The sequence below is a fragment of the Hydrogenophaga sp. genome (assembly GCF_018780075.1).
Lineage (GTDB): Bacteria > Pseudomonadota > Gammaproteobacteria > Burkholderiales > Burkholderiaceae_C > Hydrogenophaga.
The window spans coordinates 54,090-79,732 of sequence record NZ_JADMKB010000009.1 but is presented as its reverse complement, the minus strand read 5'-3'; the positions used below and the strand labels follow the sequence as shown (position 1 = coordinate 79,732).

Sequence of the window (25,643 nt, the reverse complement as noted above, 5' to 3'; positions counted from 1 at the left end):
GGCAGGGGGCTCTCGGGGAGGTTCGGCCGCTGTGCCGGGCCAGCACTGGGGGTGGGATCGGGCCTCATTTTGCATGAGGTCGGCCTGCGGTGCAGGCGCGTTTCAGGGGTGCTCTGCGTTGGCGTGCACCTCGCTGATGCGCTGTTCGCGGCGCACGAGGTAGAGGCCGCTGCCCACGATGATGGCCGCGCCCAGCCAGGTGTGCGCTCCGGGCAGGGTCTGCCAGATCAGCCAGTCCAGCCCCACGCCCCAGGCCAGGGCGGTGTATTCAAAGGGCGCCACCGCGCTGGCCTGCCCGCTGCGAAAGGCCTCGTTGATGGTGAGCTGGCCGAGAAAACCCGTGACCGCCAGCGCCAGCAGCAGCGCCGTGTGGTCCAGCGACACCGGTTTCCAGTCGCTCCACGCCAGCAGCCCGCCGCCCACGCTCATGAACAGCATCATGGTCAGGATCAGCGATTCGGTGCTGTCGGTGCGGCTGAGCAGCCGGCCCGCGACGGCGGCCACCGCGTAGCAGAAGGCGGCGATGATCACCGCGATGCCGCCGGTGGTGGCGAAACCGGCCTGCAGGTCACCGCCACTGGGCCGGATCGCCACCAGCACGCCGATGAAGCCGACGCCGATGGCCCACCAGTGCGCCTGGGGCACGCGCTCCTTGAGCACCGGCACCGACAGCGCCGTGATCAGCAGCGGCGCGATGAAGAAGATGGTGTAGGTGGCCGACAGCGGCAGCTCGCTCACGCCGCGCGTGAACAGCGAGAGCATGGTGATGCCCAGCAGGCCGCGCAGGATGTGCAGCGGCCAGCGCAGGTTCTTCAGGCGCCCCCAGCCGCGGCGCCACTGGATCCAGGCCAGCACCAGTGGTAACGCCGTCAGCCCGCGCAGGCAGGCCATCTGCAGCGGCGGGTAGTGCGCCGACAGCGTCTTGAGCACCGCGTCCATGAGCGAGAAGAACATCACCGCCAGCATCATGTTGACGATGCTGCGCAGGTTGCCGGCGGCGTGTTGGGCTTGTGAGGTCATGGGATCAGAAGAAGAGCCGCGCAGTCTGCCTGAAAGAGGGGGACAGCAGGGCACCACCCAAGGTCCCGCAGAAGGAACCGCTGCCCGACACACACCTTTCACCGGAGCGCGTGCCTCAACCCAGAACGCGGTGGAACCGGCTCCGCCGGGCCACTCGCGTTGTCCCCCTGGGGGGAAGCCGCGCAGCGGCGCAGGGGGGGAGCCATCCCTTCAATCCATGTGATCGACGGTGTCCGGATCGGGCACATCGCCCACCGCTTCGCGCGTCGCGGCCGCCTGTTGCTGCAGCCAGTCGCTGAAGGCCTTCACCTCCGGGCGCTGCAGGCTGCGCGGGGCCACCACCAGCCAGTAGACCAGCGGCGAGTCCAGCCGCATCTGTGGCAGCGGCTCCACCAGGTCGCCGCTGGCCAGGCTCTCGGCCACCAGCGGCAGCCGCGCCAGCGCCACACCCTGGCCGGTGAGCGCGGCCTGGACGATCTGGTGGGCGTAGTTGAAATAGAGCCAGCGCTGGGGCGAGAGCTTGGCTTTCGCGCCGCTGCGCGCAGCGCCCGCGGTCGAGAAATTTTCAAGCCAGCGCTGCCAGGTCAGCCACTCCAGGTGGCGCGTGCGGTGCGCGTCGCCGGCCTCGATCAGGGTCACCTTGGACAGGTCGTCGAGCTTGCTGATGCGGTGGGTTTTGAGCAGCCAGGGGCTGGCCACCGGCGTGAGCTGCTCGCCGAACAGCCGGATCGCGCCGGCCGGCATGGCCTGCGGCACCGCGTAACGCAGGGCCAGGTCCACGTCGGCCGTGCTCAGGTCGACCGCGACGTCGGACGCGTCGATGCGGATGTCGATGTCCGGGTGCTCGCGCTGGAAGGCTTCAAGCCGCGGGATCAGCCACATCGAGGCGAACGAGGCCCAGGTGGTGATGGCCACGCTCTTGCGCCCGGCGCTCTGGCGGATCTGGCGCACCGCCGCATCAATCCGCTCCAGCGCCGAGCCCGCCGCGCGCAGCAGCTGGTTGCCCGCGCTCGTCATCTCCACGGCGCGCGTGTGGCGCAGAAAGAGGGCGGTGCCCACCTCGTCTTCCAGGGCCTGGATCTGCCGGCTGACCGCGCTCTGCGTGAGCGACAGTTCCTCGGCGGCGGCGCGGAAGTTGAGGTGTCTCGCCACCGCCTCGAAAGCGCGCAGGTGGCCGGCCGAGATGGGGCGGGTGCGGGGGTGGCTGGAGGTGAGCTGCATGGTCAACGGGCGGTCGGGGGCGGCGGGATTGATGCGCTTATCGAATCAATAGCTTACCCCCATTTCATTGGACGGGCGGGCCTGCGCGCGAGAAGATGTCCTCCAATCTGCTGTTTCTGGAGAACGCCATGTCCCACTTCACTGCCCCTGCTGTCCGTCACCTGCCCGTGGGTGCCTGGCGCCTGCACCCCGGCCACGCCATGAGCCTGCGGCCGAAGCAGCCCGCCGTGCTGCGCGTGTATTGCGGGCGTGTGTGGGCCACCCTCGGGCAAGGCGCCGAGGTGGGCGCCCCCGACGACGGCGGGGACCGTTTTCTGGGCCCGGGCGAGGTGCTGATCGTGCCGGCCGGCGCGAGCCTGGTCATGGAGCCGGTCGTGGTGCCCGGTGACCGTGGCCCGGTGCATTTCGACTGGAGCGACGCCAGTGCGGCGGTGGCACCCAGCCGTTTTGACCGCGAAGTGGCCGCCCCGGCGCGGGAGCTGCGCTCCTCGCTCGGTCATGCCGCTGTGGCGCTGACGCGCATGGTGTTCGGGCTGCTGGGCTACGGCGAGTTCCTGGTGGCCGGACGAGGCCGCGTGCTGTCCCCGCTGGAATCACTGCGTTCTTGATCTGGCCCACCCCTGCCGCGCTGCGCGCGACCCCCTCAAGGGGGCAATGCGAGTGGCCCGGCGGAGCCGGATCCACCGCATCCTGGGGTGGGGCACCCCGCTCCGGGGCCATGCCCTTCGTCGCGTTATTCCACCTTTTTCCTGGGCTTCCGGGCGCGTGGCGCCGGTTTGCGCGCCGCGACCGCCGCGTCCAGCGCCAGCCGCGCCCACGGCGCCATGAGCGCGGGCGATTCCAGCGCGTCGTCGGGCGGCGTGTGGTAGTGCAAGGACATGGTCTTGCCACGCGCCTCGTACCGGAACGGCTGCGCCCCGGCGGCCAGCCAGCGGGGTTCGGTGTCGGCGTTGGTCTTGAGGAACAGGGTGTCCCAGGCAATGATGGCCACGTTCATGCCGTCCACCGAAATGCCCCAGCCCCCGAACATGCGCGCCGCCTTGCACGGCCCCAGGCAGGACAGCAGCTCGCAGGCGTGGAGGACAAACGGATCGGTGATGGGTCGGGTGGCCATGCGCCATCGTAGTGAGCAGTACGCAGCGCAACAAGCCGTCGGCGCGAAATGACTTCACCCCAGGGCACCGCGGAACCGGCTTTGCCGGGCCGCCAGTGCCGCCCCTTGAGGGGCGGAGCGGCTACGCGCAGCGAGCAAGCGACGGGGGTGGGTCACATCAAGTGGACAATGTCCACTTATGGCCAGACCCAAATCCGCTTCCCACGACCTCAAGCGCGATCAAATCCTCGACGTCGCCGCCCAGTGTTTTGCCCTGCAGAGTTTCCCGGCGGCGAGCATGAACCACATCGCCACCGCCTGCGGCACCAGCAAGGCGCGGCTCTACCACTACTACGAGAGCAAGGAAGCGATCCTGTTCGACCTGCTCGACCGATACACCCAGCGCCTGCTGGCGCTGATCGGCGAGGCCGAAGCGCGGGCCCAGCGCAAGAACCTGAGCGAGCGCGAGGCGCTCAACGAACTGGTGCACGCTTTTCTGGCCGAGTACGAAAGCTCGGCCACGCGCCACGTGGCGCTGGTGTCCGACACCAAGTTCCTGGGCGAGACCCAGCGCGAGCTCATCCTCAACCGCCAGCGTGACGTGGTCGCCGCGTTCACCCGCTTTCTCAAGCGCGCCTACCCCGAGCGCGTCACGCCCGCGAACCAGACCGCGCTGACCATGATGCTGTTCGGCATGATCAACTGGACCTTCACCTGGCTGCGCCCCGGCGGGCCCATGAGCTACGCGGCGTTTGCCGACGAGGTGGCGGCCGTGCTCGAAAAGGGACTGGCGGCCTGAGCCCCAGCGCTGGACAAGGTTATTTGTTTACTGATCCGTAATCGATTTCGTTTAGTTAAAATTTGCGCGTTTGCCGATCTGCGCAGCCGACCCCACACACAGGAGACCCCATGAGCAAAGCCTTCGCCTCCCAGGCCGATCTGGCCGACAAGAAAATCACCTTCGAGCAGCTCAGCCCGCACTGCTGGGCCTACACCGCCGAAGGCGATCCGAACTCGGGCGTCATCATCGGTGACGACTTCATCATGGTCAGCGACGCCACCGCCACCCCGGCCATGGCGCGCGACCTGATCCAGCAAATCCGCAAGGTGTCGGACAAGCCGATCAAGTACGTGCTGCTGACCCACTACCACGCGGTGCGCGTGCTGGGTGCCAGCGCCTATTTCGCCGAAGGCGCGACCGAGATCATCGCCAGCCAGGGCACGCTGGAGCTGATCCGTGAGCGCGGTGCGCAGGACATGCAGAGCGAGATGGAGCGCTTCCCGCGCCTGTTCCGTGGTGCCGAGTCGGTGCCGGGCCTGACCTGGCCGAGCATGGTGATCGGCGGCGGCGATGCTGTCAAAGGCGAGAAGCCGGGCAAGCTGTCGATCAACCTCGGCGGTGTCGTGGTGCAGATCTGGAGCCCGGGCCATGGCCACACGCGTGGCGACACCATCGCCTGGGTGGAAGAAGAAAAGGTGCTGTTCAGCGGCGACCTGGTGGAATACGAAGCCGGCGTCTACACCGGCGACGCCCAGCTCGAAGAGTGGCCCGCCACGCTCGAAGCGCTGCGCGCGCTCAAGGCCGAGTACATCGTGCCCGGCCGCGGCGAAGCCATGAAGGGCAACGCCGACGTGAACAAGGCGCTGGACTACACGAAACGCTGGGTCACCACCCTGTTCCAGGCCGGCAAGGAAGCCGCCGCCGCCGGCATGGACCTCAAGGCCGCCATGGCCCACACCCGCAAGAGCATGGACCCGGTGTTCGGTCACGTGTTCATCTACGAACACTGCCTGCCGTTCGACGTGAGCCGCGCCTACGACGAGGCCAAGGGCATCAAGAACCCGCGCATCTGGACGGCCGAGCGCGACATGGAGATGTGGAAGTCGCTGCAGGGCTGAGCGCCGGCTTCGCGTTCAGCGCACACAACAAAAAACCCGCCGAGGCGGGTTTTTTGTTGTGCAACTGGAGCAAGCTTGGCGCCGCCGGCCTATGGGGTGGCGGTGTTTGTCACTTTGCTGTGTCCGTGATCAAGATCCCTGTGGGGGGTGTTTCTGTTTCTGTTTCTGTTTCTGTTTCCGTGCCGGTGTCGGTGTCGGTGTCGGTCGTGCTCGTGACCAGCGCTTCCTTCACCGTCAGCGGCTCGGTCACCGTGGCCTCGCGCCCGGCGCTGTCGGTCACGGTGAGTTCCACCGTGTAGGTGCCGGCTTTTTCGTAGGTGTGGGTCACCACCTCGCCTTTGGCGGTTTCGCCGTCGCCAAACTTCCACGACCAGCCGACGGCCACGTTGTCTTCGGGCGTATTGGAGACCACTGACCCGGAGGCGTCAAAGCTCAGCGAGGTGCCCGCGCGCGCGGTGCTTGGCGTGACCTCAAAGATCGGGATGGGCAGGCAGCCCGTGAGCGCGAGCGCCACGAAGCTGGCCAGCAGGAATTTCGAGAAGGTGAGGTTCTTGTGGGTGGATGTCATGTCGGCTCCCGGATCGTTGAACAACGATGGTAATCCGATTCACCGAGGGTGGTTTGCCTGCTTGCCCCGACAATCGTGTATCCATCTGTAGTTTTCATGACCGATCCTGCCTCCTTCGCTGTTCCGACCCCCGCCGACTGGGGCGTGATCGCCGTGTTTGCCACGGTGTACCTGGGCATGTTCCTCGGCGGACTGCCGCGCCTGAAGCTGGACCGCTCGGGGGTGGCGCTGCTCGGGGCCATCGCCGTGATCGCACTCACCGGCCTGCCGCTGGAAGACGCCGCGCGCTCGGTGGACCTGCCCACCATCGTGCTGCTGTTCGCCTTCATGGTGGTGTCGGCGCAGATGCGGCTGGGTGGCTTCTACACCGAGGTCACGCGCCGCGTGGGCGCGCTGCCGCTCTCGCGTGCCGGTCTGCTGGCGGCGTTGATCGCGGTGGCGGGCGCCCTGTCGGCCGTCTTCTCCAACGACATCGTCTGTCTGGCCATGACGCCGGTGGTCGCCCAGCTGTGCCTGCAGCGTGGCCTGAACCCGATTCCGTTCCTGATCGGGCTGGCCTGCGCGGCCAACATCGGCTCGGCCGCGACGCTGATCGGCAACCCGCAGAACATGCTGATCGGCTCGGTGCTGCAACTGCACTTCGCCGACCACGCGCGCCAGGCGCTCGCGCCGGTGGGCGTCAGCCTCGCGCTGCTCTGGCTGTGGCTGGCCTACGGCCCGGGAGCGCGGGCCGGGGCGCCCGAATCCACGCCGTCGGTGACCACGCCGGCGCGCACGGACGGTGAGCCGTTCGACCGCTGGCAGACCGCCAAGGGCCTGGTGGTGGCCACGGCGCTGATGGCCGTGTTCCTGTTCACCGACTGGCCGCGCGACGTGGCGGCGCTGGTGGGCGCGGGCGTGCTGCTGCTCAGCCGCCGCTTTCACTCCGCCGACGTGATCGGCTCCGTGGACTGGCCCCTGTTGCTGCTCTTCATCGGCCTGTTCGTGGTGAACCACGCGTTCGAGCAGACCGGCCTGTCCGCGCACGCCGTGGCCTGGCTGGCCACCCAGGGCGTGCACCTGAGCGACCCCGGAGCCCTGGTGGTGGTGGGCGTGCTGCTGTCCAACCTGGTGTCCAACGTGCCGGCCGTGATGCTGATGCTGCCGCACCTGGGCGCCGACCCGCAGCAGGCCGGTGTGTTGCTGGCGCTGGTGAGCACCTTCGCCGGCAACCTGCTGCTGGTCGGATCGATCGCCAACCTCATCGTGGCCGATCTCGCGGCCAAGGAAGGCATCGTGCTGGACTGGAAACGGCATCTGGTCACCGGCCTGCCGGTGACCGTGGTGTCGCTGCTGGTGGTGTGGGGCTTCATGCGCTGGACGAGTTGAGGCCCAGAACGCCGACGCACGAGCTGCAACGAATGAAGCAGCGCGGGCCCAGGGGCACAGCGGAACCGGCTTTGCCGGGCCGCCAGTGCCGCCCCCTGGAGGGGGCTGAGGGCCGCGGCTCCAAGTCTGCTTGCGCAGACTTGGACAGCCCGAAGTGACACCGGCTCCGACGGTGGCGCAGCCTGCAAGGCACGCCGAAGGCGGCGCGGGGGTGGCGGGTTTTCAGTGGATCGACGACAGGAACTGCTGCAGCTCTGGTGTCTGCGGGTTGCCGAAGAGCTGATCGGGCGGGCCCATCTCGTGCACGCGGCCCTGGTGCATGAAGATCACGCGGTCGCTCACCTTGCGGGCGAAGCTCATCTCGTGCGTGACCATCAGCAGCGTCATGCCCTCGTCGGCCAGCGACTCCACCACACGCAGCACCTCGCCCACCAGTTCGGGGTCGAGCGCCGAGGTGATTTCGTCGCAGAGCAGCACGGCCGGGTCCATGGCCAGGGCGCGGGCAATCGCCACGCGCTGTTGCTGACCGCCCGAGAGCTGGTCGGGCCAGGCGTCGAACTTCTCGGCCAGGCCCACGCGGGCCAGCAGCTGGCGCGCGCGTTGTTCGCCGCTGGCCTTGTCGGTCTTCTTCACGAGGCTGGGGGCGAGCATCACGTTTCTGCCCACGCTCAGGTGCGGGAACAGGTTGAAGCCCTGGAAGATCATGCCCACGTGCTGGCGCAGCTCGCGCATGGCGGTGGCGTTGCCGTGCAGCAGGGGCTGGCCGTCGACGCTGAGCGCGCCCGACTGGAACACCTCCAGCCCGTTGATGCAGCGCAGCAGCGTGCTCTTGCCCGAGCCGCTCTTGCCGATGATGGCGATCACCTCGCCGCGTTTCACCTGCAGGTCGATGCCTTTGAGCACCTCGTTGCTGCCGAAGGATTTGCGCAGCTGCTGGATGTCGACGATGGGACCGTGGGGGTTGGGGGTGGCCATCGCAGGGGTGGCCAGGGCGTCAGCGGTTGACATTCATCTTCCTTTCGAGGGAACGGGCGGTGAGGCTCACAGGGAAGCACAGCGCGAAATACATCAGGGCCACGCAGCTGTACACCAGGAAGGGCTGGAAGGTGGCGTTGGTGATCATGGTGCCGGCCTTGGTGAGCTCGACGAAGCCGATCACCGAGGCCAGCGCCGTGCCCTTGATCACCTGTACCAGGAAGCCCACGGTGGGGGCGATGGCGATGCGCGTGGCCTGCGGCAGCACCACATGACGCAATTGCTCGGCGAAGCTCAGAGCCAGACTCTGCGCCGCTTCCCACTGGCCCTTGGGCACGGCCGCCACGCAGCCCCGCCAGATCTCGCACAGGAACGCGCTGGTGTAGAGCGTGAGCGCCAGCGCGGCCGAGACCCAGGCCGAGGTCTCCACGCCGAACAGCGCCAGCCCGAAGTAGGCGAGGAACAGCTGCATCAGCAGCGGCGTGCCCTGGAAGAGCTGCACGTAGCCGGCCACGAAGCGCTCGGCGCCGGGCCAGCGCGCCGTGCGCGCCACCAGCAGCGCCATGCCCACGAGCCCGCCGCCGATGAAGGCGACCAGCGAGAGCGCCACCGTCCAGCGTGCGGCCAGCAGCAGGTTGCGAAGGATGTCCCAGAGGGAGAAATCAACCACGGGCACCTCCCCGTCCAAAGATGAAGCGCGGGCCGGCCCAGTTGAGCAGGGCGCGCACGCCCATCGACAGCAGCAGGTAGATGCCGGTGGCGATGATGAAGGCCTCGAACGCGCGGAAGTTGCGGCTCTGGATCAGGTTGGCCGCGTAGCTCAGCTCCTCGGTCGCGATCTGGCCGCACACCGCTGAGCCCAGCATCACGATGATGATCTGGCTGGTGAGCGCGGGCCACACCTTGCGCAGCGCGGGCGGCAGCACCACGTGCACGAAGGTCTGGGCCTTGCTGAGCGCCAGGCTGGCCGCCGCTTCGAACTGGCCTTTGGGTGTGGCCTCGATGCCGGCTCGCACGATTTCGGCCGCGTAGGCGCCGAGGTTGATCACCATCGCGATCACCGAGGCGATCTCGGGCGTGAGCTTCACGCCCGCGGCCGGCAGGCCGAAGAACACGAAGAACAGCTGCACGATGAAGGGCGTGTTGCGGATCAGCTCCACATAGGTGCCCGCGAGCCAGCGCAGTGCCAGGGGCCCGCTGCTGCGCGCCCAGGCACAGGCCGTGCCCACGAGCAGGCCGATCACGGCCGAGATGGCGGTCAGGCCCAGTGTCCAGAGCACGCCCCTGGCCAGCAGCGGCCACTGCACGAGCACGGCGGGGAAGTCGAGTTCGATGCCCATGGGATGGCCCTGCGTGGCAGTGTTGGCTTATTCAGGGAGATTGCCAGCAGGACGGCCGAGCCACTTCTTGGCCATGGTGTCGAGGTCCCCGGCTTTCTTGCCGGCGGCCAGGATCTCGTTGACCTTCAAACGCAGCGCGTCCTCGCCCTTGGCCACGCCGATGAAGTTGGGGCTGTCTTTCAGCAGCAGCTTGTATTCGGTGTTGAGCTGCGGGTTGCGCGCCATCAGGTTGCCCGCGACCGACGCGCCCGTGGCGATCACCTGCACCTGGCCGGAGACGAAGGCCGAAACGGTGCCGTTGTTGTCTTCGAACCGCTTGATGTCGGCCGTGGGCGGGGCGAGCTTGGTGAGTTCCTGGTCTTCGATGGCGCCGCGTGTCACGCCCACCGATTTGCCGGCCAGATCAGCGAACGAAGCCAGCGGCATCGACTTGGCGGCGAACACCGCCTGGAAGAAGGGCGAGTAGGCGACGGTGAAGTCGATCACCGCCAGGCGCTCAGGGTTCTTGCCCAGCGTGGAGATCACCAGATCGGCCTTGCGCGTCTGCAGGTAGGGGATGCGGTTGGCGCTGGTCACGGGCACCAGCTCGACCTTGGCGCCGAGCTTGGTGGCGATCAGTTTGGCCATGTCCACGTCCAGGCCCTGTGGCTGCAGGTCGGTGCCGACAAAACCGTAAGGCGGGAAGTCGGTGGGGATGGCGATCTTGATGGTCTTGGACTTCATCACATCGTCCAGTGCGGTCTGGGCGGTGGCCAGGCCGGTGGTGGCCAGCGAGGCGAGCGCGATGGCGGAAGCGATGAAGGCGCGTTTGTTGGTGATCACAGCAGGGCTCCTAGGTAGGTTTCAGCGGGGGGTTGAGGGGTGTCTTTGCCGGTCGGCAAGGGTGCGGGGGCGGCGCGCACCGGGGCGAGCGCCTGGCGCAGGTCGGCCAGCGGGTCGTCCGCCGGGGCCAGGCGCAGGGCCGCCTGCACCTGGCCGATGTGTTCTTCCATCAGGTGCTCGGCCAGGGCGGTGTCGCCGCGCACCAGTGCATCGACGATGGCCACGTGGTCCTGGCACGACTGCACCGCGTCGTGCGTGGACTGGTAGAGCATGGCGATCAGCGTGGTGCGCGCGGTGAAGTCGCGCAGCGTGTCGGCCAGCAACTGGTTGCCCAGGCACTCGGCCAGGCACACATGGAAGTCACCCAGCAAATAGCTGCGCTGGCCGACATCGTCGCCCTTGAGCGCGTCCTGTTCCTGTTTCAGGTGTTGCTTGAGCCGCTTGAGGGTGGCCTTGTCCAGGGGGCCGGTGCGGCGGATCAGCCCAGTCTCGATGACGCGCCGGGCTTCAAAGGCTTCGCGCGCTTCTTCGTGCGAGGGCTGCACCACGTACCAGCCGCGGCGCGAGCTGACGGTGACGATGCCGCGCGCGGCCAGCCGCACCAGCGCCTCGCGCACCAGGGTGCGGCTGCAGTCGAACAGCATCGAGAGGTTCTGTTCTCCCAGGCGCGTGCCGGGCGCCAGGCGCTGCGCGAGCACGGCTTCGATGATGCGTTGGGCGATGTCGGTGGAGCTGACCATGCCAGGGCAGCTTGCGAAAAGCGTGCCAGCACCATGCAGGTCTTGTATGCAAGATGGGTGCGCCAGACTTGTGCGCCTGGCCTGGTTTTGACGGTCAGGTGCACCAGAACAGCAGGCCGGGGTGCCCAGACTGGTGCCTGTGCTGAGACATGCGGTGCAGCCGAGGGCGCCGCCGGGCCGGCTTTGCCGGACGGCCAGTGCCGCCCCCTTGGGGGTAGCGCGAAGCGCTGCGGGGGTGTTTCTTTCAGTGGGGCTCGGCGGTCAGTGAGCGCAGGTCGGTTTCGTAGTCCTTGAGCACGCGCACGGCATGGGCCCGCTGCTCGGCGGTGGTGGTGTTGTGCAGGGCGGCAAACTGCTCGCAACCGCTGCGCACCAGCGCGTCGCTGTACGCCGGGAAACCGGGCGTCGGCGACTGCATGACCCGGTCGTGCCAGCCGCGCAGGGCCGCCACCGCCGTCGCGGGGTTGCGCTCGGCCTGCAGCTCGCGCAGCGTCTTCAGCAGGTCGGCCTGGCGCCGCAGCCGCTCGGCGTTGACGCGCGATCCGTCGAACGGGGACTGCCGGATGCGCTCGCGCAGCAGCTTCAGCTGGGCGTCGCTCAGGTCGCCGTACAGCGTCTCGTAGCGGTCGGTGGCGCGCTCCAGCAGGTTGTCGATCCGCTCTTCAGCGCTCACGCGCACGTAGTCCGATTCAAACTCCTTGTTGCCCTTGGCGTAGCGCCGCTGCATGTGTTGCAGCTGGGCGGGCGTGAGGGTGGTGGCGAGCCGGGCCATCGGCTCCAGGGCGCGGTCGATCATGCGCAGGTAGGCGGTCTGCACCTGGGTGAACTGCCCGCAGGTGATGTCGGGGTTGCTGTCGGCGGCGGCCAGCTGTTGCCATTGCTGCAGGCGGCTGATGTAGGACGGCAGCTCGCTGCTCCGGTGCCAGGCGAAAAAACCGTCGATGTCGCGCCGCAGCACGGTGGTCTGCGCGTCGTTCAGGTCGGCGTAGCCGTCGATCCACCAGTAGCCCAGGCTGGGCGCCTGGTTGTAGGCCAGGCGGACCGCACTGCACGCCGCCAGCACCAGCGCCAGGGCGGTCAGCAGCAGGCTGCGGGCGATAATCCGGCCCTTGTTGAAGACCGGTTTCGGCCGTTGGCCCGGTGTGGCCTCAGGAAAGGTGCTCATGTCGTTCCCTGTGGATGTGGTGGTGATGGCGGCCGGCAAGGGCACGCGCATGAAAAGCAGCAAACCGAAAGTGTTGCACCGTTTGGGCGGGCGCGCTCTGGCCCAGCATGTGATCGACACCGCGGCCCGGGTATCGGCCCGTTCGGTGGTGGTGATCACCGGCCACGGTGCCGAGCAGGTGGAGGCGGGGTTGGTCGCACCGGTGTCGGAGTCGGGCCACGCGCTGAAGTTGCAATATGTGCGCCAGGAACCCCAAATGGGCACCGGTCATGCGGTGCAGCAGGCCGTGCCGGTGCTGGCCGACGACGGCGTGACCCTGGTGCTGTCGGGCGATGTGCCGCTCACGCGGCCCGATACGCTGCAGGCTTTGCTCGATCTGTGTGGCGGCGAACGCCTGGCCTTGCTGACCCTGGACATGCCCGACCCCACCGGGTACGGGCGCATCGTGCGCGCGGTCGACGGCTCGGTGGCGGCGATCATCGAACACAAGGACGCTTCCGACGCGCAGCGCGCGATCACCGAGATCTACAGCGGCATCATGGCCGTGCCCACCCGGCTGCTGCGTGGCTGGCTCGCGCGCCTGGACAACCAGAACGCCCAGGGCGAGTACTACCTGACCGACGTGGTGAAGTTCGCGGTGGCCGACGGGCAAAGCGTGCAGGCGCACCGCATCAGCGACGCCGTGCAGGTGGCGGGCGTCAACAGCCCGCTGCAGCTCGCCGAGCTGGAACGGGCGTTCCAGCGCCGCTTGGCGGAAGCGCTGATGGCGCAGGGCGTGCGCCTGGCCGATCCGGCGCGGCTGGACGTGCGCGGCACGCTCAGCTGCGGGACCGACGTGGACATCGACGTGAACTGCGTGTTCGAGGGCCAGGTGACCCTCGGCGCGGGGGTGCGCATCGGCGCGAACTGCGTCATCGCCAACGCCCACATTCACGACGGCGCCGTGATCCACCCTTTCACCCACATCGACGGCGAGAAGCTGGGCGTGAGCGTGGGGGCGGGTGCGCTGATCGGCCCGTTCGCGCGGCTGCGCCCGGGCGCGCAGCTGGGGCGCGAGGTGCACATCGGCAACTTCGTGGAAGTGAAGAACAGCACCCTGGCCGACGGCGCCAAGGCCAACCACCTGGCCTACCTGGGCGACGCCACGGTGGGCGAGCGGGTGAACTACGGCGCGGGCAGCATCACCGCCAACTACGACGGGGCCAACAAACACCGCACGGTGATCGAGGCCGACGTGCACGTGGGCAGCAACTGCGTGCTGGTGGCGCCGGTCACGATCGGCGCGGGTGGCACGGTGGGTGGTGGTTCGACCATCACCAAGAGCACACCGCCGGGCGCCCTGAGCGTGGCGCGCGGCAAGCAGGTGGTGCTGCCGAACTGGCAGCGCCCCGCGAAGAAAAAGCCCTGAGCGGCTGACCCGGCCGGCGCTCAGGCGCGCTGGCGGAGGGATTCCATCTTGCGGTCGAGATCGTTCTTGCGGTCGGCCTTGGCCTCGCCCAGGCCCATCAGACCGCTGAGTCCCATGACCTCGGACTCCCGGAAACCGGTGACGGGGTAGACCAGGGTGTCGTAGTCCGACATCTTGGATTCCAGACGCTGGCGCACGCTGTCCTGGACCTCCACCTCCTGAGGCTTGGGCCGTGGCAGGGCGGCCAGGTCCAGCTGGCGGCGGAAGTCGTTGGGTGATGGCATGCGGTGGATGCTGTTCTTCAGGAACAGGAAGCGCACGCCAGCGGTTTTGAGGATGCGGTTCTTGATCTTCAGCTGGTGGGCCTTGGCCTTGGCGTTGCTCAGGTGGTATTGCTCGACGTCGAAGGCAAACACCGGGCGCCCATCGGCGTCACACACCACGAAATCCACCTTCTGGGTGAACAGGCGCTCGGTCGCGCGCTTGCGGTCGCTGGCGCGGCGGATCGACAACATGGTTCGCAGCGGCATGTTGGGCAGGACCACCTGATCGGGAAACGTCTCCCGCAGGTAGTCCAGCATCATTACCTGCTCGGGCGTGAGGATCCGCTCGGGGGTGTAGCGGTCTTCGCGTCCGGACGCGGCGCGGAAATAGCGGCGATACACCCAGACGCCCAGTGCCACCAAGGCGATGGCAACCACAAACGCAACCCACAATGGAAACATGGAACCTCCGGCCAGCTAAGCCATTTTTGTGGCGGAATTTTAGGCGGCCGTTACGCGAGTGGGATGCTGATAACCCTTTGTTACTACCTGATGTGGGGTGGCAGCGGCAACCTCGGGTCGAACTTGGCCCGGCGCAGGCTGAAGAAGGCCTTGACGTTGCGCACGTTGGCGTCGCTGGTGAACAGGCGTTGCGCCAGCGTCAGGTGATCGGGCATGTCGCGGCTGTGCACCACCAGCACGAAGTCCGGCCCCGGACTGACCCGGTAACACTGCTGCACCGCCGGGTCGGCGACCGCGCGGTCTTCGAAGGCCTGCACCTGCTCTGCGCCCTGGCGCTCCAGCGTGATCTCGACCAGGGCGGTGAGGCCGTGGCCCGTCAGGGCCGCCAGGCGGTCGGGCTGCAGCAGGGCCACCTGGCGCTCGATCAGCCCCAGCGCATGCAGGCGCTTGATGCGCCGCAGGCTGGTGGGTGGCGAGACGTGGGCCAGCTCCGCCAGGCGCTGGTTGCTCAGGGACGCATCGTCCTGCAGCAGGCTCAGCAAGCGCAGATCGGCTTCATCCAGTTCAATAGATTCCATAAATCGTCAATTAATATCTTGAAAATTTCACGGTTCGGTGGATGGGGAATTATCTTCCGTAGATCATTAAAACAAGATTGAAAATTTCTGACGATGCTGGGTAGCATGCATTTCACTTTGATTTTTGGAGCATGGCATGTGTGGCATCGTGGCAGGGGTTTCGGGGCGCGACATCGTGCCCGTGCTGGTTCAGGGTTTGCAGCGCCTGGAGTACCGGGGTTACGACTCCTGTGGCGTGGCGGTGCATTCGGGTGGCCTGAAACGGGCCCGCAGCACCGCCCGCGTGGCCGAACTGGCGAAAGAGGTGCAGACCAACCACCTGGCCAGCGGCACGGGCATCGCCCACACCCGCTGGGCCACCCATGGCGCGCCCCTCGTGCACAACGCCCACCCCCACTTCAGCCACGGCCCGTCGGCGCCGGCCGGCGCGGCCGGTCGGGTGGCGCTGGTGCACAACGGCATCATTGAAAACCACGACGAGCTGCGCGCCGCGTTGCAGGCCAGGGGCTATGTGTTCGAGAGCCAGACCGACACCGAGGTCATCGCCCACCTGATCGATTCGCTGTACGAAGGCGATGTGTTCGCGGCCTTGCAGGCCGCGGTGGCGCAGCTGCACGGCGCCTACGCGCTCGCCGTGTTCCACAAGGACGAGCCGCACCGTGTGGTCGGCGCGCGTGCAGGCTCGCCGCTGGTGCTGGGCGTGGGCGAAGGCGGCCAGGAGCACTTCCTGGCGAGCGACGCGATGGCACTGGCCGGCGTGACCGACCAGATCGTCTACCTCGAAGAGGGCGACCTGGTGGACCTGCAGCTGGGCCGCTACTGGGTGGCCGACGCGCGGGGGCGGGTGTTTGAAGCGGGCCAGCGCCCGGTCAAGACCGTGCACGCGCACAGCGGTGCGGCCGAACTCGGCCCTTACCGGCACTACATGCAGAAAGAAATCTTCGAGCAGCCGCGTGCCATTGCCGACACGCTCGAAGGCGTCGGTGGCATCACGCCCGAGCTCTTCGGCGACGGGGCCCACGGCGTGTTCAAGGCCATCGACAACGTGCTGATCCTGGCCTGCGGCACCAGCTACTACAGCGGCTGTGCCGCCAAATACTGGCTGGAAGAGATCGCGCAGATCCCGACGCAGGTGGAAGTGGCCAGCGAGTACCGTTACCGCACCAGCGTGCCCAACCCCCGCACCCTGGTCGTCACCATCACGCAAAGCGGCGAAACCGCCGACACCCTGGCCGCACTGCGCCACGCGCAGGGCCTGGGCATGAAGCACACGCTGACGATCTGCAACGTGTCCACCAGCGCCATGGTGCGCGAATGCCAGCTGGCCTACATCACCCGCGCGGGCGTCGAGATCGGCGTGGCCTCGACCAAGGCCTTCAGCACCCAGCTCGCCGGCCTGTTCCTGCTGACGCTGGCGCTGGCCCAGTCGCGCGGGCGCCTCAGCGACGAGCAGGAAGCGCAGCACCTGAAAGCCATGCGCCACCTGCCCGTGGCGCTGCAGGCCGTGCTGGCGCTGGAGCCGCAGGTCATCAGCTGGGCCGAAGACTTCGCGCGCATGGACAACGCGCTGTTCCTCGGGCGCGGTCTGCATTACCCCATTGCGCTCGAAGGCGCCCTGAAGCTGAAAGAAATCAGCTACATCCACGCCGAGGCCTACCCCGCAGGCGAGCTCAAGCACGGCCCGCTGGCGCTCGTGACCAGCGCCATGCCGGTGGTGACCGTGGCGCCCAACGACGCGCTGCTGGAAAAGCTCAAGAGCAACATGCAGGAGGTGCGCGCGCGCGGTGGCGTGCTCTACGTGCTGGCCGACGCCGACACCCGCATCGCGAGCGGCGAGGGCATTCACGTCATCCGCATGCCGGAGCATTACGGTGCGCTCTCACCCATCCTGCACGTGGTGCCGCTGCAGCTGCTGGCGTACCACACGGCGCTGGCCAAGGGGACCGACGTGGACAAGCCGCGAAACCTGGCGAAGTCGGTCACGGTGGAGTGACCCTGTTCAGCTGACATCCATGTGCGACGCTAAAAGTGAAAGTGAGTAGGCCTGCGAGAGAGCGGGAGTGATGCTTTGGATGAAGGTGAGCTTTCCCTCTCAGGAGCCTGAATGCGGACAGTACCTTCATTCGAACCAATCGCGTCTGGGTACCTGCACTGCTCCGACCCAATCAGACCAGTCCGGTTGCGGGCTTCGATGCTGCGCATCAGCGCGGCTGAGTCGAAGTCCGAGTTCAGCCGCGCCAGGAAGGGCGCCGTCGGTCCGACCGCGCTCAGGCGTTGCGCCATCGGGATCACGTGCTCCAGGTTGAAGTCCGATTCCTTGGACGGGTTCTGCACACCTGGGCGCAGGGCCAGCTCCAGGCAGAAACCGTCCACGCCCAGGTAGGTCGCCAGCGGGCAGTAGCCCTCCACGAGGTGAGGTCACGGGTTCCGGCCCCCTTGTTTCGTTCGAGGTTTAAGGGGCGGTAGCGAAAGTGTCGTAACCCTCTGAGACTTTGTTTTCCTGCTGCGTTGGCGACACTACCTCGGCGTCTCCAACTCAATGAAAACGACATGAACCAACTCAGCAAGCCGGCAGACTTCGACGCCGGTTCCAGCGCGGTGCGCCAAGGCAAGCGAGCCGGTGCGCCGACGCAATATGCAGTTGCGACGCTCCGGCGCCGCGCAGATCCCCAGAATGAAGGAGCCCAACCATGAGCGGATTCACCATCGTCAACGGCGTCGCTGAGATCAGCGATCCCGCCATCTACAAGAACTGGCTTGACAACGACGAGTTCAAGGCCGCTGTTGCGGCGGACCCTTCACCAGAGCGCACCGCGATGAAACGGCTGCTCATCGAGTTCGAAGCCGACCTGTCGCGGATCGTTCGTGACAATGTGGTGAAAGAGCGGGTCGCTGAGGTGATGACGAAGTACATCGCCGAGGACTACATCCAGCACGACCCGAACGCATTTGGCCACGGCCGAGACAAACTCATCGAGCAATTTGGGCTTGTGCCCATCGGCGGCTCGACGCCGCCGCCCGTGGTGAGCGTCATTCTCGACGGCGAGGTCGGCTGCCTCATGATGCGCGAACTGGCACCCGATCCAGTTGTGCCTGGCGCAACCTACGAGTGGAACATCCTCACTGTCTTTCGGGTCCACAACGGCAAGATCGCCGAGCACTGGAGCACCTTCCGCAAAGTGGTGCCCGGCCAGAACCCGATGGGAAATTGAAACTGCCGTAGGGAGCGCTCGTCCTGGCCGCCTTGCGGGGCCTGTCGTCGACTGGGTTCACGGACGAGCCGTCGCCGATGCCCGCTTCGGCATACCGCCAGGACCTCGTTCCCAGATCCAGCCTGACGCTCAACCACAAAAAAGTAGAGACAACTGATGACCTTGGAATTTAAACCGCCTGTAGGAGGCCCCCCTTCGGGCATGCCACCGTTGAGAGGGCTTTCGGCCCGCCAGCCGAAGTTTTCCGAGTCGCCGTACCTCAGCGAGGTGGGGCGTCGGATGCGTGATGAAATCCTTGAGATGCTGCCGCTGTTGCGCAAGAACGCGGCCGAAGGCGAGCAACTCGGGGCCCTTGCGCCAGCCACGCTGGAGGCCGTCCACCGTGTCGGTGCCTTCAAGATCACGATCCCGATCGAGCTTGGAGGGTCTGCCCTGGGCGCACGCGACTCTGCGGAGATCGTCAAAGCGCTCGGTCAGGGCGATGCTTCGGCCGGCTGGCTCGTGATCGTCTCGAGCGCCGCCAGGAACATGCTGGGTTTTGACCCGAGGGCCCGCGACGAGGTTTTCGCCGGCATCAACGATTGGGTCGGGCCGATCATGTTCGGCGCCACCGTCTTTGCCCCGAAGGTCGGAGACGGTCGCAAGGTCGATGGCGGCTACATGGTGAAGGGGAAATGGTCTTTTGGCAGCGGTTGCAAACACGCAGCCTGGGGCGCGGTCGGATTTGAATACGATGACCCGGCAAGTGGAGCACGCAGGCGGGCGATGGGGGTGCTGGCGCGCGACCAGTATTCGATCGTCGACGACTGGCATGTCATGGGTCTGCAGGCGACGAACTCGAACAGCGTCAGGGCGGAGCAAGAAGTCTTCGTGCCCGACTACCGCGTCGTCCACACCAACGACTTGCCGCGAATCACGGACGCGCTGCAGGGAAAGTACTCGGGCCTGGCGTTCAAGCACGGCCCGATAGGCGGCATGGTCGCCACCACGTGCAGCTTCGCTGCACTGGCGGTTGGTATCGCACAAGGGGCCCTCGAATCGTTTCTCGAACAGGCGAAGAAGCGGCCTCCGTTCAACCTCCCCTACAAGACGATGTCGGAGATGGCGTCGATCCAGGTCGTCGCCGGCAAGGCGCGCGCGGTCATCAACGGCGCCAATGCGGTCCTCTGGCGTCACGCCGACGAGATCGACCGACGTGCACTCGCGCAGGAGGAGTTCTTCCCATGGGATGAGCCCGAGATCACGACGGACCTGGTCCACCAAATCCACGAGTGCCTCCGCGCGGTCGATGGCTTGATGCTCGCACTGGGCTCATCCGCTGTTGTCCTCAGCAATCCGCTCCAGCGCGCCGTACGCGATATCCATGTGCTGGCGACGCATGGTGCATTCCGCATCGACCCGACAGCCGAAATCAGCGGACGAGACATGTTCGGTCTGGATCCTTTCCCGATGATCGCTGCACTCAGCGCCCCTGCGCCGAGTGCGGACCGATCACAGGTTCCGCAGCCCGGGGGTGCGCGCATTGGCGACACGACCTCTGCGTCTCCAACCTAGGGAAAACGACATGAACCAACTCAGCAAGTCGGCAGACTTCGACGCCGGTTCCAGTGCGGCCTCCGTCGGTGGCAGGGACCCCGAACCCCGAAGCGGGACGAGACAGACGGTCGACGGCACTCCGCCGAAGACCAGCTTGAAACAGTACGTCGCCGACTTCATGAGCGCGTCAGGCCAAGCCAAGGCTGCACTCATCGGTAGCCTCCTCCTCGTGGCCATGGGCCCCGCCGGCCTCTCAGCATTGATCCCGTTTGTGGTGCCAGCATTCGCGATGAAGACAGGCGCGCCGATGCCGGTAGCGATGCTTCTCTTCGTCACCCTGCCGCTGATCATCGGCCCGCTCGTCCTGCCTTTCGCCGGACGATGGGCAGATCAACTGGGTGCTCGGCGCGTTGCGCTTCCCGCGATTGTCCTGTACGCGATCGTCACGGGGATCATCCCCTTGGTTGCGGGCACGACCTGGCTGTTGGGAACACTCCTCGTTCTCGCGTCGATCTTTGGATTCAGTGCAAGCCTGGGGATAGCGTTCAAAGTCATCTCTGAGTGGTTTCCCGAGCACCGCGGGATCGGATTTGGCCTTATCGGAGTCGCGTCCAGCCTCTTCAGCGCTGTTTTCTCTCCGCTGTTCCAGTGGCTGGTGAACGGCAATGCTGCGGTGCTCCCGATGATGCCGGGCCCCAACGGCGGCGCGCCCTCAAGTGCACCTCCACCACTGGACGGGGCTGTGCCGGCACTGGATGGCCATCTTGCTGCGTTGCACGGGGCGGCGTCCGCCGTCAACCCGGGTGTCTTTGCGGGATTCGGCTGGGACGGCACCTACTATTTGATTGCAATTGCGATCGCCGCCATCGGCATCCCGGCTGTGCTCTGGCTCATATCCGAGCCAAAGGCGGCAGCGGGTGCGGCCATGCCGAAGACCGTGGATGTCAATCTGCCCGGTGTGCCGTTCAAGAAGGCAGTACCGACGCGCGCATGGATCTTGATTACCCTCTTCCTCATATTGTCCGCCGCGGGACCGATTGCGATGCGCATGACTGCGGTGGACTTCTACGCTCAGAACGGCATCGATCCAGCAACGGTGTCCCTCGCGCTGTCCGTTCTCTTCAGTACATCGGTCATCGGATTGCTCGCCGCCGGGACAGTCCTTGATCGCGCAAGCCATCCCTGGGTGGTGGCTGTGCTCCTCGCGACGGTGCCGGTCGGTCTGGCGCTGGCACTCGTCAATACCGGCTCTGTGGTGCTTCTTTATGTCTCCATGGCATTCCTCGGTTTCGCGAGCGGCGCAGAATCGACCCTCGGCCCGGCATTGATCGCGAGGTACTTCGGACTGAAATCCTTCGCTGCATTGCAAGGTTTGACCCTTGCGATCACGTCGCCGATTCTGGCGCTGTCCCCGTTCTTCGTCAGTGTGATCACGGCAGCGTCTGGCAGCTACGCCGTTCCCCTCCTGATCCTCACCGGAAGCAGCGTGATCGCTGTCATCCTCGCCGCTCTGCTTCCGAAATACCCGAAGCCGTGGGTGCGCGTGGCTCAGAACAGGGATGAACTTTCGTGATCGAAGGGTGGGGCGTCGAGCAGCGCGAAGCCGATACCTGGGGCGTGCACCTTTTGGATGCTGCCAAGCAAGGGCTCGACCCCAACCACGCGGTGGCCCACGCCGGCACCCCGCTGCGTGCTGGCCAGGTCGCCGAGTGCGGCGATAAACCCCACTTTCCAATGAGCCAGGCTGTCTCGGCATCGTCGATTCCAAACATCCGCTGTACCGGCCAAGCCCCCCTGCCAACGGTTCATGGCGAGTTCCTCGCACAGGTCTACCAGTGCGAGGGCGAGGCCCTCGAACACATGGTGCTCAGCCTCGGGCTTGACCAGCCGGCCGCAGCCGGCACGCTGGGCGGTGTGCTGCTGCGCATGCATTCCGAATGCGCCACTGGCGACCTGTTCGGTTCGTTGCGCTGCGACTGCGGCCCGCAGCTCTCGCTCGCGCTGGAGCGCATCGCCAAGGAAGGCCGGGGCCTGTTGATCTACCTGCGTGGCCATGAAGGCCGCGGCATCGGCCTGGCGCAGAAGCTGGCCGCCTACCAACTGCAGGACCGGGGCCTGGACACGGTGGACGCCAACCGCGCACTCGGCCATCCGGTCGATTCGCGCGACTACGGCGTCGCCGTGGCCATCCTCCAGCAGCTGGGCTTTCGCTCGGTGCGGCTGATGAGCAACAACCCGCGCAAGGCGGCGGCCTTGGAATCGGCCGGCATCGACGTGCTGGAGCGCAGCGCACACGAAGTGCCGGCGCAGTCGCACAACCGCCGCTACCTGCAGACCAAGCACCAGCGCATGGGGCACTTCCTCACGCCGATCCTTTAATCGTTTGACCCGTACTGGGCCGGCTCACGCGTGCCCAGCAGATTCAGATTGAGCCGTCGAAGACGAGGATGTTCATGGCGGCTTATTTGCGCAGCTTGTCCAGCTCGGCCATCATGGTCTTGACCGTGGCGCCGCCCAGGTTGCCGGTGTGCTTGGCGATCACCAGCCACATCTTCTCTCGCAGCTTGACCACCTCGGCGGGAGGCAGTTCGGTAACCTGCATGCCATCCTCCTTGAGGTTGTAGAGGCCGCTGTCCAGCTGGACGCGTGATTGCTCACGCTGATACCTGGACGACTCGGTGACCGCGTCCTGGACAATCTTCTTAAGGTCGGCCGAGAGCGATTCCCAGAACTTCTTGCCGATCACCACCGACTGCGGGTTGTACTGGTGGTTGGTCAGTGTCAGATACTTCTGCACCTTGAACAGCTTGGTGCTGTTGATGGTTGCAATCGGGTTGTCCTGGCCGTCGATGGCCTTTTGCTCCAGCGCCGCATACACCTCGGGGTAAGGCAGGGGCGTGGGGTTGGCGCCCAGTGCACCGACCCAGTCGACATTGATCGGGTTGGGAATGACGTGCAGCTTGAGGCCGGCGATGTCTTCCACCTTCATGATCGGGCGCTTGCTGTTGGTCAGCACGCGAAAGCCCAGCTCGTAGTAGCCCAGGCCGACCAGGCCCTTGTCTTCCAGCTTGGCATGCAGGCTCTTGCCGAAGGGGCCATCGACCACGGCTTGGGCTTCCTTGGCACTGCCGAAGAGGAGGGGGAGGTCATAGATCGCGAAGTCCTTCACGATGCTGGCGAAGGTACTGGAGTTCATCGAGGCCATCTCCAGGGTGCCATCCTGCAGCGACAACAGGTTGGACTGGTCGCTGCCCAGCGCGCCGCCGGGAAACACGTTGACCTTGAGCTTGCCGGCGGACTTGGCCTCGACGATCTCCGCGAACTTCTCCATGCCCATCACGATGGGATGGCCCTTGACGTTCTGGTTGGCGAACTTGATGGTTCGGGTCTGCGCCTGGGCCAGGCCGAAAGCGGTGAGGGCCGCGGTGGCCACCAGGGTTTTGATGAATGAGCGCTTCATGGGTTTGTCTCCAGAGAGCTTGGGAAGGGATGCGGCAAGCAGGTCAACCGCAGGGGTGGCGTGCCCGGAGCACCACCGCGGCCAAGATGGGGTCAGCCGTAGAACCGGCGCTCGGGCAACATGGCGAGCGAGCCCCAGCCTTCAACTACACCGACGCGATAGGCGTGGCAACGATCGGCGCGTAGCGGCGACCTTTATGGCCGAGGTGGCTTTGGCGGCGCAATCTTGTTGATGCCGCTCCAATGCTCGACCAGTTTTCCGTCGCGCACGCGATAGGCATCGAAAACGAAGAACGGATAGGTGCGCGTTGGATCCTCCGGTTCAGGTTGGGGGAATTCCCCTGCAATGACCACCATATCGCCTTCTGCGACGATGAACGCCGGAGGGATCATCAGATCAGGCTTCACCGAAAGCGGTGGCAAACCACGAAACGTTTCTGCAACGAACGCTTCCAGACCCGCGCGCCCACTGGCGACATGGGATGCGTGTTGACGGTAGTCCTCCGCCACAAAGTCCTTGACAGCCGCGGGATTGCGCGCGTCGAAAACATGGCGATAGAAGTCAATAACGAGTTGACGGTTGCGTGCTTCCTGGCTGGAGGAGTGAATTGGATCGGTCATCTGATTTCCGTGTTGCCTGTCTAAAGGAATGGAGCTCACGGGCGAACGAAGTCCCAAGTGCCCCATCGGGTTGCCGATGCAGTGTCGCCAACGCCGCAGGAAAACAAAGTCTCGGAGGGTCGCGCCGATTCCGTGACGCAATGTGGCCTGCCCACCGGTATGCCCGTGCGTCGCGGGACGGGAAAGCCAATGGACCTGCCGAGGCTAAGAAGCGTTCAAACGGTTCGCAATGGAGTTGAAACCCGGATGCGCTCGCAGGCCGTCATAGGCAGGAGAGGTGAGCAGCAGCAGTTCCTGCATCTGGCTGCGAGACGTCAAAGCACAGTCCAGGCATTGAAACGCCTGTTCGACATCTTCGAGTCCCGTGTGGATCAAGGTCATGGCCGCAGAGTGGGGGCCATCCGTGCGATGGTGTCCTTCCTGCAGGATGCTCAGAAGGCGTCTCGCTTCGACTTCTCTGCCGCTGCGCGCGTAGGCGTAGCCGAGGTGCGCCAAAGCCACGGGATGTTCATCCACCAGGCGGCATGCTTCTTCCAGTTGCGCGATCGCTGTCTTGTGGAATCCTGCATGAAGAAAACAATCGCCGAGCAACAGCCTGGCCGCATCGAACTCGGGTGCCAGAGCCACCGCCCGCTGGGCAAACATGATGGCACCGTCAAAGTCGCGCATGTGCATGCAGACGGCAGCCAGCGATGAATGCGCAAATGCGGACCGGGGGGCGAACTCCACCCCGTGTTCTGCGGCTTGGAACGCTTCCTGCAATCGGCCGGATTGAAGGTATCCCAATCCCATGGCGGTATGCGGTAGACCGTCTGCCGGACTGGCCATGATCGCTTGGCTGAACATCCGTGTCGCTTCGCCGGTATGGCCGGACGCGAGGCAACCCAGCCCGAGCGCCACTTGCTCGCCTGCGGTTCGGTCCCGAATCGCGCCACGGAGATACTCACACAGCGACACGTTGTCGCGCAAGACATAACGCGGGGCCATGTCGTCTTCCACTGTGATCGACGGTGGTCTGGAACGCAGCCAGGATTGAAGCGAAACCGCAACGTCTGTGGCGACCTGCCTTTGAAAGGCGATCACGTCCTCCACGTGTTGTTCGTGACGCTCAGACCAGACGGTCACATCTCGGTTCGGATCAATGATTCGCAGGTTCAGTCGATAGATCTGCCCTTGGCGGAACAGGCTGCCCTCCATCACGTAGGGGGCCTGAGATGCTTGCAGGACGTGCGGCAGCTCTTTCGCGATCTGACCAACACTTTCGCTGGAGCCCCGGGAAAGCTCCACCACGCTCGGCAGATTGGCCAGATGCAGGCTGATTTCATCGTGAAACGCCGTCACGATGTCTGAATCGTGGACGCTCAAGCCTGAGAACGGATGAATCAGCAGTCGTGCCGCAGGAGCTTGGCGGGCGAGCGGCTGCAGCGCCAGCGGCTCATTGTCTTTTCTGTCAAACCTGAAAGTCGGCATGTAGCCGCCCTTTGGCAATGAGATTCTCACCTCATCGTTCACTCCTTCGGTTTGATAGTAGAAGTCCAGGCGGGATCTCAGGCGCCACGCCTCGGTTCGCACGCTGGTCTGAAATTGCGGGTGAAAGTCCCCGTCGTGACCGAAGGCCTCCACGGCAATGGTGAATTGTTTCAGTCGTTTTCCGCGGCCAGCCAAGGTTTCTGACACCAGATATTGCAGTAGCTGCCGCAGGCGCTTCGCGAGACGGAAGGTTTCGCTGTGTACCACGGCATGAAGTGCCGCGGTGATGCGTTCTTCCTGCAGTTCGAGAGTGGGGATGAAACCTGAACGCATACCTGTATCGCTTGTCCTAACGCTGGTCACCGAATCTATTCAGTTTCCTGTCCTGCGGCGTACCGGGTATCTACCGGTGCCTAGGTCACA

General features: G+C 65.7%; 26 protein-coding genes. 11 read left to right on the top strand and 15 right to left on the bottom strand.

The window, feature by feature from the left end:
* Window positions 1–102: 102 nt before the first annotated feature.
* The gene (locus tag IV088_RS03165; protein ID WP_291097604.1) at window positions 103–1,020 is read right to left on the bottom strand and encodes a DMT family transporter; all 918 of its coding nucleotides are present in this window, start codon (window positions 1,018–1,020) and stop codon (window positions 103–105) included.
* 210 nt (window positions 1,021–1,230) lie between these two features.
* Window positions 1,231–2,241, bottom strand: coding sequence for a LysR substrate-binding domain-containing protein (locus tag IV088_RS03160; RefSeq protein WP_291097602.1), 1,011 nt, complete (start codon window positions 2,239–2,241; stop codon window positions 1,231–1,233).
* A gap of 128 nt (window positions 2,242–2,369) precedes the next feature.
* Between IV088_RS03160 and IV088_RS03155 the strand changes: the two genes are divergently transcribed.
* Window positions 2,370–2,849 carry a DUF2917 domain-containing protein gene (locus tag IV088_RS03155; RefSeq protein ID WP_291097600.1) on the top strand — a complete coding sequence of 160 codons (480 nt, stop codon included), beginning with the start codon at window positions 2,370–2,372 and terminating at the stop codon, window positions 2,847–2,849.
* A gap of 125 nt (window positions 2,850–2,974) precedes the next feature.
* Here the strand turns inward: IV088_RS03155 and IV088_RS03150 are convergent, their stop codons facing one another.
* Window positions 2,975–3,355, bottom strand: coding sequence for a TfoX/Sxy family protein (locus IV088_RS03150; protein ID WP_291097598.1), 381 nt, complete (start codon window positions 3,353–3,355; stop codon window positions 2,975–2,977).
* Between the two features lie 178 nt (window positions 3,356–3,533).
* On the opposite strand from IV088_RS03150, the gene IV088_RS03145 reads away from it, so the two are divergent.
* The gene (locus IV088_RS03145) at window positions 3,534–4,133 is read left to right on the top strand and encodes a TetR/AcrR family transcriptional regulator (RefSeq protein ID WP_291097596.1); all 600 of its coding nucleotides are present in this window, start codon (window positions 3,534–3,536) and stop codon (window positions 4,131–4,133) included.
* 110 nt (window positions 4,134–4,243) lie between these two features.
* Window positions 4,244–5,233 (top strand): MBL fold metallo-hydrolase, encoded by a 990-nt coding sequence (locus IV088_RS03140; RefSeq protein ID WP_291097594.1) that lies wholly within the window; start codon window positions 4,244–4,246, stop codon window positions 5,231–5,233.
* Between the two features lie 109 nt (window positions 5,234–5,342).
* Here the strand turns inward: IV088_RS03140 and IV088_RS03135 are convergent, their stop codons facing one another.
* Entirely contained in the window at window positions 5,343–5,801 is a 459-nt protein-coding gene (locus IV088_RS03135) for a PKD domain-containing protein (protein WP_291097592.1), read from the bottom strand.
* A gap of 96 nt (window positions 5,802–5,897) precedes the next feature.
* Between IV088_RS03135 and IV088_RS03130 the strand changes: the two genes are divergently transcribed.
* Window positions 5,898–7,169: an anion transporter gene (locus IV088_RS03130; protein WP_291097590.1), complete on the top strand. Its 1,272-nt coding sequence runs from the start codon at window positions 5,898–5,900 to the stop codon at window positions 7,167–7,169.
* A gap of 222 nt (window positions 7,170–7,391) precedes the next feature.
* On the opposite strand, the gene IV088_RS03125 is transcribed toward IV088_RS03130, so the two are convergent.
* From IV088_RS03125 to IV088_RS03100, 6 genes are all read right to left on the bottom strand, one after another.
* Window positions 7,392–8,144 (bottom strand): amino acid ABC transporter ATP-binding protein, encoded by a 753-nt coding sequence (locus tag IV088_RS03125; protein WP_291097759.1) that lies wholly within the window; start codon window positions 8,142–8,144, stop codon window positions 7,392–7,394.
* A gap of 19 nt (window positions 8,145–8,163) precedes the next feature.
* Window positions 8,164–8,814, bottom strand: coding sequence for an amino acid ABC transporter permease (locus tag IV088_RS03120; RefSeq protein WP_291097588.1), 651 nt, complete (start codon window positions 8,812–8,814; stop codon window positions 8,164–8,166).
* The gene (locus IV088_RS03115) at window positions 8,807–9,484 is read right to left on the bottom strand and encodes an amino acid ABC transporter permease (protein WP_291097586.1); all 678 of its coding nucleotides are present in this window, start codon (window positions 9,482–9,484) and stop codon (window positions 8,807–8,809) included. Before IV088_RS03115 ends, IV088_RS03120 begins: the two co-directional genes overlap by 8 nt.
* Window positions 9,485–9,511: 27 nt before the next feature.
* A complete protein-coding gene (locus IV088_RS03110) occupies window positions 9,512–10,306 on the bottom strand; it encodes a transporter substrate-binding domain-containing protein (protein ID WP_291097584.1) in 795 nt (264 codons plus the stop codon).
* Complete coding sequence (locus tag IV088_RS03105) at window positions 10,303–11,046, bottom strand: GntR family transcriptional regulator (protein WP_291097582.1); 744 nt, start codon at window positions 11,044–11,046, stop codon at window positions 10,303–10,305. The genes IV088_RS03110 and IV088_RS03105 overlap by 4 nt, the downstream gene beginning before the upstream one ends.
* Before the next feature lie 244 nt (window positions 11,047–11,290).
* Window positions 11,291–12,211 carry a DUF6279 family lipoprotein gene (locus IV088_RS03100; protein WP_291097580.1) on the bottom strand — a complete coding sequence of 307 codons (921 nt, stop codon included), beginning with the start codon at window positions 12,209–12,211 and terminating at the stop codon, window positions 11,291–11,293.
* Between IV088_RS03100 and glmU the strand changes: the two genes are divergently transcribed.
* Window positions 12,210–13,619, top strand: a complete 1,410-nt coding sequence (gene glmU / locus IV088_RS03095; protein WP_291097578.1) for a bifunctional UDP-N-acetylglucosamine diphosphorylase/glucosamine-1-phosphate N-acetyltransferase GlmU — start codon at window positions 12,210–12,212, stop codon at window positions 13,617–13,619. The genes IV088_RS03100 and glmU overlap by 2 nt on opposite strands.
* 20 nt (window positions 13,620–13,639) lie before the next feature.
* On the opposite strand, the gene IV088_RS03090 is transcribed toward glmU, so the two are convergent.
* Window positions 13,640–14,344, bottom strand: a complete 705-nt coding sequence (locus tag IV088_RS03090; protein ID WP_291097576.1) for a DUF2726 domain-containing protein — start codon at window positions 14,342–14,344, stop codon at window positions 13,640–13,642.
* A gap of 83 nt (window positions 14,345–14,427) precedes the next feature.
* Complete coding sequence (locus tag IV088_RS03085) at window positions 14,428–14,922, bottom strand: Lrp/AsnC family transcriptional regulator (RefSeq protein WP_291097574.1); 495 nt, start codon at window positions 14,920–14,922, stop codon at window positions 14,428–14,430.
* A 136-nt stretch (window positions 14,923–15,058) separates the two neighbouring features.
* On the opposite strand from IV088_RS03085, the gene glmS reads away from it, so the two are divergent.
* From glmS to ribA, 6 genes are all read left to right on the top strand, one after another.
* Window positions 15,059–16,915: a glutamine--fructose-6-phosphate transaminase (isomerizing) gene (glmS, locus tag IV088_RS03080; protein ID WP_291097572.1), complete on the top strand. Its 1,857-nt coding sequence runs from the start codon at window positions 15,059–15,061 to the stop codon at window positions 16,913–16,915.
* Between the two features lie 557 nt (window positions 16,916–17,472).
* Window positions 17,473–17,616 carry a hypothetical protein gene (locus tag IV088_RS03075; RefSeq protein ID WP_291097570.1) on the top strand — a complete coding sequence of 48 codons (144 nt, stop codon included), beginning with the start codon at window positions 17,473–17,475 and terminating at the stop codon, window positions 17,614–17,616.
* Window positions 17,613–18,134, top strand: coding sequence for a hypothetical protein (locus tag IV088_RS03070; protein WP_291097568.1), 522 nt, complete (start codon window positions 17,613–17,615; stop codon window positions 18,132–18,134). The genes IV088_RS03075 and IV088_RS03070 overlap by 4 nt, the downstream gene beginning before the upstream one ends.
* A gap of 279 nt (window positions 18,135–18,413) precedes the next feature.
* Window positions 18,414–19,688 carry an oxidoreductase gene (locus IV088_RS03065; RefSeq protein ID WP_291097566.1) on the top strand — a complete coding sequence of 425 codons (1,275 nt, stop codon included), beginning with the start codon at window positions 18,414–18,416 and terminating at the stop codon, window positions 19,686–19,688.
* A gap of 10 nt (window positions 19,689–19,698) precedes the next feature.
* Complete coding sequence (locus IV088_RS03060) at window positions 19,699–21,243, top strand: MFS transporter (protein ID WP_291097564.1); 1,545 nt, start codon at window positions 19,699–19,701, stop codon at window positions 21,241–21,243.
* Entirely contained in the window at window positions 21,240–22,049 is an 810-nt protein-coding gene (gene ribA, locus IV088_RS03055; protein ID WP_291097562.1) for a GTP cyclohydrolase II, read from the top strand. Before IV088_RS03060 ends, ribA begins: the two co-directional genes overlap by 4 nt.
* Before the next feature lie 82 nt (window positions 22,050–22,131).
* Here ribA and IV088_RS03050 read toward each other — a convergent pair whose 3' ends face one another.
* From IV088_RS03050 to IV088_RS03040, 3 genes are all read right to left on the bottom strand, one after another.
* Complete coding sequence (locus tag IV088_RS03050) at window positions 22,132–23,130, bottom strand: DctP family TRAP transporter solute-binding subunit (protein ID WP_291097560.1); 999 nt, start codon at window positions 23,128–23,130, stop codon at window positions 22,132–22,134.
* Between the two features lie 194 nt (window positions 23,131–23,324).
* Window positions 23,325–23,750, bottom strand: coding sequence for a nuclear transport factor 2 family protein (locus tag IV088_RS03045; protein WP_291097559.1), 426 nt, complete (start codon window positions 23,748–23,750; stop codon window positions 23,325–23,327).
* Between the two features lie 204 nt (window positions 23,751–23,954).
* Window positions 23,955–25,553, bottom strand: a complete 1,599-nt coding sequence (locus IV088_RS03040) for a hypothetical protein (RefSeq protein ID WP_291097557.1) — start codon at window positions 25,551–25,553, stop codon at window positions 23,955–23,957.
* Window positions 25,554–25,643: the final 90 nt, after the last annotated feature.

What these genes read in the sequence shown, in the direction of transcription:
- IV088_RS03165 (WP_291097604.1), bottom strand. Translation starts at nt 1,020, where the DNA reads ATGACCTCACAAGCCCAACACGCCGCCGGCAACCTGCGCAGCATCGTC.
- IV088_RS03160 (WP_291097602.1), bottom strand. Translation starts at nt 2,241, where the DNA reads ATGCAGCTCACCTCCAGCCACCCCCGCACCCGCCCCATCTCGGCCGGC.
- IV088_RS03155 (WP_291097600.1), top strand. Translation starts at nt 2,370, where the DNA reads ATGTCCCACTTCACTGCCCCTGCTGTCCGTCACCTGCCCGTGGGTGCC.
- IV088_RS03150 (WP_291097598.1), bottom strand. Translation starts at nt 3,355, where the DNA reads ATGGCCACCCGACCCATCACCGATCCGTTTGTCCTCCACGCCTGCGAG.
- IV088_RS03145 (WP_291097596.1), top strand. Translation starts at nt 3,534, where the DNA reads ATGGCCAGACCCAAATCCGCTTCCCACGACCTCAAGCGCGATCAAATC.
- IV088_RS03140 (WP_291097594.1), top strand. Translation starts at nt 4,244, where the DNA reads ATGAGCAAAGCCTTCGCCTCCCAGGCCGATCTGGCCGACAAGAAAATC.
- IV088_RS03135 (WP_291097592.1), bottom strand. Translation starts at nt 5,801, where the DNA reads ATGACATCCACCCACAAGAACCTCACCTTCTCGAAATTCCTGCTGGCC.
- IV088_RS03130 (WP_291097590.1), top strand. Translation starts at nt 5,898, where the DNA reads ATGACCGATCCTGCCTCCTTCGCTGTTCCGACCCCCGCCGACTGGGGC.
- IV088_RS03125 (WP_291097759.1), bottom strand. Translation starts at nt 8,144, where the DNA reads ATGGCCACCCCCAACCCCCACGGTCCCATCGTCGACATCCAGCAGCTG.
- IV088_RS03115 (WP_291097586.1), bottom strand. Translation starts at nt 9,484, where the DNA reads ATGGGCATCGAACTCGACTTCCCCGCCGTGCTCGTGCAGTGGCCGCTG.
- IV088_RS03105 (WP_291097582.1), bottom strand. Translation starts at nt 11,046, where the DNA reads ATGGTCAGCTCCACCGACATCGCCCAACGCATCATCGAAGCCGTGCTC.
- glmU (WP_291097578.1), top strand. Translation starts at nt 12,210, where the DNA reads ATGTCGTTCCCTGTGGATGTGGTGGTGATGGCGGCCGGCAAGGGCACG.
- IV088_RS03100 (WP_291097580.1), bottom strand. Translation starts at nt 12,211, where the DNA reads ATGAGCACCTTTCCTGAGGCCACACCGGGCCAACGGCCGAAACCGGTC.
- IV088_RS03090 (WP_291097576.1), bottom strand. Translation starts at nt 14,344, where the DNA reads ATGTTTCCATTGTGGGTTGCGTTTGTGGTTGCCATCGCCTTGGTGGCA.
- IV088_RS03085 (WP_291097574.1), bottom strand. Translation starts at nt 14,922, where the DNA reads ATGGAATCTATTGAACTGGATGAAGCCGATCTGCGCTTGCTGAGCCTG.
- glmS (WP_291097572.1), top strand. Translation starts at nt 15,059, where the DNA reads ATGTGTGGCATCGTGGCAGGGGTTTCGGGGCGCGACATCGTGCCCGTG.
- IV088_RS03075 (WP_291097570.1), top strand. Translation starts at nt 17,473, where the DNA reads ATGAACCAACTCAGCAAGCCGGCAGACTTCGACGCCGGTTCCAGCGCG.
- IV088_RS03070 (WP_291097568.1), top strand. Translation starts at nt 17,613, where the DNA reads ATGAGCGGATTCACCATCGTCAACGGCGTCGCTGAGATCAGCGATCCC.
- IV088_RS03065 (WP_291097566.1), top strand. Translation starts at nt 18,414, where the DNA reads ATGCGTGATGAAATCCTTGAGATGCTGCCGCTGTTGCGCAAGAACGCG.
- IV088_RS03060 (WP_291097564.1), top strand. Translation starts at nt 19,699, where the DNA reads ATGAACCAACTCAGCAAGTCGGCAGACTTCGACGCCGGTTCCAGTGCG.
- IV088_RS03050 (WP_291097560.1), bottom strand. Translation starts at nt 23,130, where the DNA reads ATGAAGCGCTCATTCATCAAAACCCTGGTGGCCACCGCGGCCCTCACC.
- IV088_RS03045 (WP_291097559.1), bottom strand. Translation starts at nt 23,750, where the DNA reads ATGACCGATCCAATTCACTCCTCCAGCCAGGAAGCACGCAACCGTCAA.
- IV088_RS03040 (WP_291097557.1), bottom strand. Translation starts at nt 25,553, where the DNA reads ATGCGTTCAGGTTTCATCCCCACTCTCGAACTGCAGGAAGAACGCATC.